This is a genomic window from Ruegeria sp. CJ2 (genome assembly GCF_056536745.1).
Window position 1 is genome coordinate 1 of sequence record NZ_JBQFQF010000028.1, and the last position, 6,387, is coordinate 6,387.

General features: G+C 55.3%; 5 protein-coding genes. All 5 read left to right on the forward strand.

Annotated features, from left to right (window positions below; genetic code table 11):
• Positions 1 to 1,084: 1,084 nt before the first annotated feature.
• The 5 genes from ACR0MS_RS20335 (at position 1,085) to ACR0MS_RS20355 (ending at position 5,768) form a co-directional block, all read left to right on the forward strand.
• Positions 1,085 to 1,741: a metallophosphoesterase family protein gene (locus ACR0MS_RS20335; RefSeq protein ID WP_480591304.1), complete on the forward strand. Its 657-nt coding sequence runs from the start codon at positions 1,085 to 1,087 to the stop codon at positions 1,739 to 1,741.
• Positions 1,742 to 1,974: 233 nt separating this feature from the next.
• A complete protein-coding gene (locus ACR0MS_RS20340; RefSeq protein WP_480578114.1) occupies positions 1,975 to 3,423 on the forward strand; it encodes a mannose-1-phosphate guanylyltransferase/mannose-6-phosphate isomerase in 1,449 nt (482 codons plus the stop codon).
• Positions 3,424 to 3,428: 5 nt separating this feature from the next.
• Positions 3,429 to 4,523: a glycosyltransferase gene (locus ACR0MS_RS20345; RefSeq protein ID WP_480578112.1), complete on the forward strand. Its 1,095-nt coding sequence runs from the start codon at positions 3,429 to 3,431 to the stop codon at positions 4,521 to 4,523.
• Between the two features lie 85 nt (positions 4,524 to 4,608).
• Positions 4,609 to 4,875, forward strand: a complete 267-nt coding sequence (locus ACR0MS_RS20350) for a spike base protein, RCAP_Rcc01079 family (RefSeq protein WP_480578109.1) — start codon at positions 4,609 to 4,611, stop codon at positions 4,873 to 4,875.
• Complete coding sequence (locus ACR0MS_RS20355; RefSeq protein ID WP_480578106.1) at positions 4,872 to 5,768, forward strand: phage head spike fiber domain-containing protein; 897 nt, start codon at positions 4,872 to 4,874, stop codon at positions 5,766 to 5,768. Before ACR0MS_RS20350 ends, ACR0MS_RS20355 begins: the two co-directional genes overlap by 4 nt.
• Positions 5,769 to 6,387 lie beyond the last annotated feature (619 nt).

Here is a 6,387-nt window from a genome sequence, read left to right on the forward strand (position 1 = left end):
GGCCACGGTCCCCTCAAACCATAACCTGAAGGGTGAGGAGGAAGAGTGATCGATCCAGTGGACCGATCACCCGACGAACGCGCAACGCGCCGGACCACAGGTTCAAATCCTCTCCCCGCAACCAAATCCTAAACAAACCCTCCGAATTGTTGGCTCAATCGAGCACAACTAGGGTCACAAAAGTGATGTCCTAAGCTCGCAAGGCAGGACAATACTCTCGCACTAGTCGTCATCCCCGGAACAGGAAGCCTAAGTATTGGCTCAAGAAATTAATTTAAGGGATCGGAAAATACCGATTAAATTATTGATTTAAGGCGCAAAAAAGACACTACCTGACCGCGTGTGTCGCAACCCGTCTCTTTAGACCCAATCCGCAACTGGGATTGGAGATGTCGGGATGCTTGGACGGGGTGCTTCTACAAGCAAAAATATACAAGGGCTGTGTTGCCGGTTTTCGGTGAGCTGTCTGGTCGTCAGTACTTTGACATTTGGTATGGTTTTCCAAGCCTTTGCCAACCCGCAAAGCCTGTATGTTGTCGGCAATGATCGAGGTGGGTATTTGCATGATCGGCTGATCGAATTGGAGAACTTACAGAGGAATCGGGTCTCGGTTGAAATTCGGGGCCGGGTTTGTTTTTCAACCTGCACCATGTTTCTTGGGCTGCCAGACACATGTGTCGATCCCAATACGATCTTTGGGTTTCACGGGCCATCGCGAAGTGGTCGCCGACTTCCACCGGAAGATTTTGACTATTTCAGCCGGGTCATGGCGGATTATTATCCGGAACCGTTAAAGTCATGGTTTATGGACAAGGCCCGAAACCGCATCCGAGGTGTGTATAAAGTCAAGGGCAACGAGCTTATTCGAATGGGAATAGCCCCCTGTGGAACCGCGTGACAGGTCAATGCTTGCCCATGGGCGTGTGCGGGGCTATCACTCTCCGACCGGGACTAAAACCGGCTGAAATCACCAGATTTGCCCAACACCTTTTAAGAGAAAGCCGCGATAGTGCTGTCTTCGTTGCTCAAGCGATTTAATCAATCAGCGGGTTTTTCGACGCCGGAACCCGATGCCCCGATTTTTGTGATTGGGGATGTCCATGGGTGCATTGCCCAGTTGGAAAAAATGCTGGCTCAAGTTCCGCAGGACCATCACGTCATCCTTGTCGGGGACTACGTAGACAGGGGAGAGCACAGCGCAGACGTTTTGCGCCTTGTAAGTGAGCGTTCGGATTTCACCTGTCTCAAGGGAAATCACGAGCATATGTTGCTGAAATTTCTGAGCGATCCCGCAGACCACGGGCCTCGTTGGTTGCGTTATGGTGGATTACAGACATTGTCCTCGTTTGGCGTCCGGGGCGTGAGATCCGAGATGAACGACGCCGAGCTGCACAACTGCCGCGACAGATTGCAAGACGCCATGGGTCAAGACCTGCGCCGTTGGTTGGAACACCTCCCGACCTGTAAACTTTCGGGCAACGTTCTGGTGACGCATGCCGGTGCGGATCCGGATATCCCGGCCGATCAGCAAAAAGAAGAGGTCCTGATTTGGGGGCATCCTTCTTTTCAGAAGTCGGATCGCCGCGATGGGGTCTGGGTCATTTACGGTCATACAATCGTCGATACGCCTAGTGCCATGCGTGGTCGAATTTCTGTCGATACCGGAGCATTTGCGACGGGCATCCTGAGCGCCGTGTGCCTAGACGGAAGCGAACCCAGGTTTCTTTCTGTACGTCATTAACTGCGGTTAAGTCCGGCGCATTGGGGCCAAGAGCGAACCGTTTACATTCGGTTAGGGAAAGAAACGCCGCGGTGTAAAACCGCGCTGGCGACAGCGCGCGGGCTTAAAATTTGGGCGACGCATATTGTTTCATCCTAACGACATTTGATTTCGGTATCCTCGAATTCAAACCCTTGTCAGGGCGAGTCTCATTTATTAGGACCACCTTAAGTAAATCAAATTTCGAGCTTTTTATGTTGATCACACCTGTCCTTCTCTGCGGTGGTTCCGGTACGCGCCTGTGGCCTTTGTCCCGGAAAAGCTATCCAAAACAATTCGTTCCGCTTGTTGGCGAGGAAACCTTGTTTCAAGCGTCGGCGCGGCGTCTGTCTGGAAAAACCGAAAAACTACGGTTTGCTGCACCTGTTGTGCTCACCAATTCCGACTTTCGATTCATCGTTGCGGAACAACTGCAATCTATTGGTATTGATCCGGGGAAAATCCTGATTGAACCGGAAGGTCGCAATACCGCACCTGCAGTGCTGGCCGCTGCAATTCAGGCATTTAGCGAGGATGAGAATGCGATTCTACTGGTCGCTCCGTCCGATCATGTGGTGCCAGATTCCGATGCGTTTCAGGCCGCGGTTGCCCGTGGGTTGTACGCGGTGGCAAACGGTCAACTGGTGACGTTTGGCATTACTCCGACGCACGCAGAGACTGCCTATGGGTATCTGGAACTGGCCTCGGCGCCGGATAGTGACGGATCGCCGGTTCCGCTGAAACAGTTTGTCGAAAAACCGGACGTGGCCCGCGCGACCGAGATGCTGGCCGCAGGGAATTTCAAATGGAACGCCGGTATCTTTCTGTTCCGCGCCGCCGACATCATTGCAGCATTCCGGCAGCACGCCCCAGAACTGATTGAGCCTGTTCAGGCATCGGTCGAAACCGCGACACCCGATCTGGGCTTTTTGCGTTTGAACCCGGTTCATTGGCAAAAGGCCAAGGACATTTCGATCGACTACGCGGTGATGGAAAAAGCCGACAACCTATCCGTGGTACCCTTTGACTCGGCCTGGTCTGATTTGGGCGGCTGGGACGCGGTCTGGCGCGAGAGCGGCCCTGACGAACAGGGCGTTGTCACAAGCGATGGTGCGACAGCGATTGACTGCCAGAATACGCTTTTGCGGTCGGACAGCGAACAGCTTGAAATCGTCGGAATCGGTTTGGAAAACATCATCGCGGTTGCCATGAACGATGCGGTTTTGGTTGCGGATGCGTCGCGGGCTCAGGACGTTAAACAGGCCGTGTCTGCGTTGAAGAAGAAAGACGTTCCGCAGGCCACCGCCTTTCCAAAAGATCACCGTCCCTGGGGATGGTTCGAAAGCCTTGTTGTTGGCGACCGCTTTCAGGTGAAACGCATTTGCGTGCATCCGGGCGCGTCCCTTAGCCTGCAAAGCCATTTTCACCGGTCCGAACACTGGATTGTGGTTGAAGGCACGGCGCGTGTCATCATCGACGACACTGACCAGTTGGTGGCCGAAAATCAGTCTGTCTACATCCCGTTGGGTGCCGTCCACCGTATGGAAAACCCGGGCAAAGTGCCGATGGTCCTGATCGAAGTCCAAACAGGTGCATATGTCGGCGAGGACGACATCGTTCGGTACGAAGACAAATACGCGCGCGGTCAGGGCGCAAAGGGCTGAGCCACGTGAAAGTCGCGATTGTCCATTATTGGCTTGTCGGTATGCGCGGCGGCGAAAAGGTGCTTGAGGCGTTCTTGGACATGTATCCGGACGCCGTCATCATCACCCATGTCTATGATCCGGAAAAGGTCAGTGCAAAGGTGCGGCAGCACGAGGTTCGCGAGACGTTCATCGGTCGGTTGCCCGGGGCGAAGAAGCATTATCAGAAGTATCTTCCGTTCATGCCCATGGCGCTGGAGCTTATGGACATGCAGGAGTTTGATCTGATCCTGTCCAGTGAATCCGGGCCTGCCAAGGGGATTATCCCACGTCCTGATGCGACGCATATCAGTTATTGCCATTCGCCGATGCGCTATATCTGGGACCACTACCACGTGTACCGCGCACAGGCTGGCCGTATCGCGCGGCTGGCAATGCCATTCATGGCGCACAAGCTGCGTATCTGGGACGTATCAACTGCCGCGCGGGTCGATCAGTTCATCGCCAACTTGTCCTTCATCCGTCAGCGCATCGGCAAATACTACAGGCGGGATGCGGACGTTATCTTTCCTCCAGTCGATACCGAAGAATTCCAGATCTCGAATGAGGTTGGTGAGCATTATTTGCTGGCCGGGGAAATGGTGTCGTACAAACGGGCTGATCTTGCGATTGATGCGTTCAACCAATCGGGCAGAAAGCTGGTCGTCGTGGGCGACGGCGAAATGCGAGAGACGCTTGAGCGTAAGTCCGGCCCCAACATCACCTTTCTGGGTCGGGTCCCGTTTCCCGAGCTGAAGAAGCAATTCGCAAATTGCCGCGCGCTGATCTTTCCCGGTGAAGAGGATTTTGGGATTATCCCCGTCGAAGTCATGGCCAGCGGGCGCCCGGTGATCGCTTATGGGCGCGGCGGTGCGCTGGACACCGTGGCCGAGGTCGTCAGCGGTTTGCTCTTCAATGACCAGACCGTCGAAGCACTGAATGCCGCGATCGACAGGTTTGAAACGGACCCGTCCCTGATAGGTTCGCCGCAGGATATTCGCGCGCTTGCGCAGGGCTTTGATACATCCGTTTTCAAGGAAAAGATGTCGGGCTTGATCGCCCGTACGCTCCAGAATGCCTGAACACGCAACGCACGCAGTGATTTGAGGTCATTAATCGGTCTTTCCTAGTGTCCCGCTGATTGAACAACACAGCGAGATCTGAACGATGACGAACCCTTTCACCAACCGCGTCTCCAGCCTGTCCGGTCCCGCGCGCGACATTGCACCGGTCACGCCATCCGACACCACAGACCTGCCGGACGCGGCTATCGGGCTGTATGTCGAAACGGGCGGCACCGTGGTGCTGACCACCGTTCGGGGGCAGACGCGCACAGTCGATGTGGCGGATTTCTCGATCCTGCCCGTTGGCGTGCTGCGCATTCACGCAACCGGCACGACGGCGGCGGGCATCCACGCAATGGTGCTCGCATGAAGCTGACTCGGGATATTTCCGTGACGTCGCACCCGTCCCGCAGAAGGCCCGCCGCGGCCCTGTCGCTTGATTTTGAGCGGCAGGTCTATCGGCGGTCCGGCGCGTCTGTCGCGCTGGGGTCGGTCCTGACCTTTGCGCGCGGAACTGCGGCGCTGCGGGGGAACGCGTCGGGCGCATTGGAAACCGTTGCCGCAGATGTGCTGAGGCGCGACCACGCGTTTGGCACCGGGGAATTCCAGGGGGCGTTGTTCGAGCCTGAGGCGACGAACCTCCTGCTTTATTCAAACGACTTCGCCCAGCCCTATTGGGCCGGTTACGCCGCCAAGCCCAGTTTCACCGGGGGGCAACCCGCGCCTGACGGGACCCTGACCGCGATGAAATGGAACTGCGCGGACACGACCGGAGGGGCGGGTGGCAAGCGCGGTGGCATCCTGAAACCCGACACCGCCCCGGCCGGAGTCGCCACGGCCAGCGTCTGGCTGCGCGCCAGCGCGCCGGTTACGATGCGTTTTGGGCATTCGGACGGGACGTCAAAGACCATCTCGGTCACGACCCAATGGCAGCGGTTCACCTATACCCAGACGCTTCCCAACAGCCAGAACCGCATTTTCATGCTGTATGAGGACGTGAACGCGGATATCGACGTCTATATCTGGGGCGCTCAGGTGGAATACGGCAGCGCGGCCACATCGAACATCACCACCAACGGCAGCACCTCCACCCGCCAAGCGGATCAGCCCGGCCTGACCGGAGTGACAGGCGTGTTTGACGTAACCGTCACCTATGATGACGACAGCACGGATCGGTTTGATGGAGAAGGTGTGAGCGAAGGGTGGTGGCCTCTAATGCGGAGGGAACGATCCAAGAAAATTGAGCTCGTCTATTCATCCTAGTTCTGGGCGATGGACCGACCTGAATTTCAACGTCCCTATAGTTTGCTCTCTCGCTTTCGGAAGAGTGCTTCCGAACCGTGAAATAGCAGCGCAAATAGCCAAATTTAACCCCAGCATAAAAGATGTTGGGGTAAGCCAAAAACCTCCTTCTCCGAGGCTCATTAGCAGGTACGATATAACGCCAGTTTTGAAGAACGTAAGTTTTGTTGGCTTTAGGACGAACAGAACTAGTGCGTAGAAACAAAGCATGGTGAAAACGCCAAAAAACTGGGTGATGGAAAGAGGCAGGACCTCGTAAATGTTGACGATCGCAGTGAGGTTTCCAACAAAGAGAATTTTCGGATCGTCCAGAACGCTTTGAATCCAGATTCCGGTTTTTAACCATCTACCATTGTTGGAAAAATCTCGATCCAACACTCGATATTCGACAAGCGACACTAGTCGGCTAGGTAGGCCGTAGAAGGTTAAGTACAAAACCCCGAGCAATATTGAAATCGCTATGAAGTACTGAGCAGCCTCATCTGACTGGTCCAAATTGATTGTTAGTGCATCGTCGGCCTGTAATCCATTGGGATGATGGTTTCAGGTGCTGGCGGGCGATAGCCCAATGCACTGTGGG

What these genes read in the sequence shown, in the direction of transcription:
- ACR0MS_RS20340 (WP_480578114.1), top strand. Translation starts at nt 1,975, where the DNA reads ATGTTGATCACACCTGTCCTTCTCTGCGGTGGTTCCGGTACGCGCCTG.
- ACR0MS_RS20350 (WP_480578109.1), top strand. Translation starts at nt 4,609, where the DNA reads ATGACGAACCCTTTCACCAACCGCGTCTCCAGCCTGTCCGGTCCCGCG.
- ACR0MS_RS20355 (WP_480578106.1), top strand. Translation starts at nt 4,872, where the DNA reads ATGAAGCTGACTCGGGATATTTCCGTGACGTCGCACCCGTCCCGCAGA.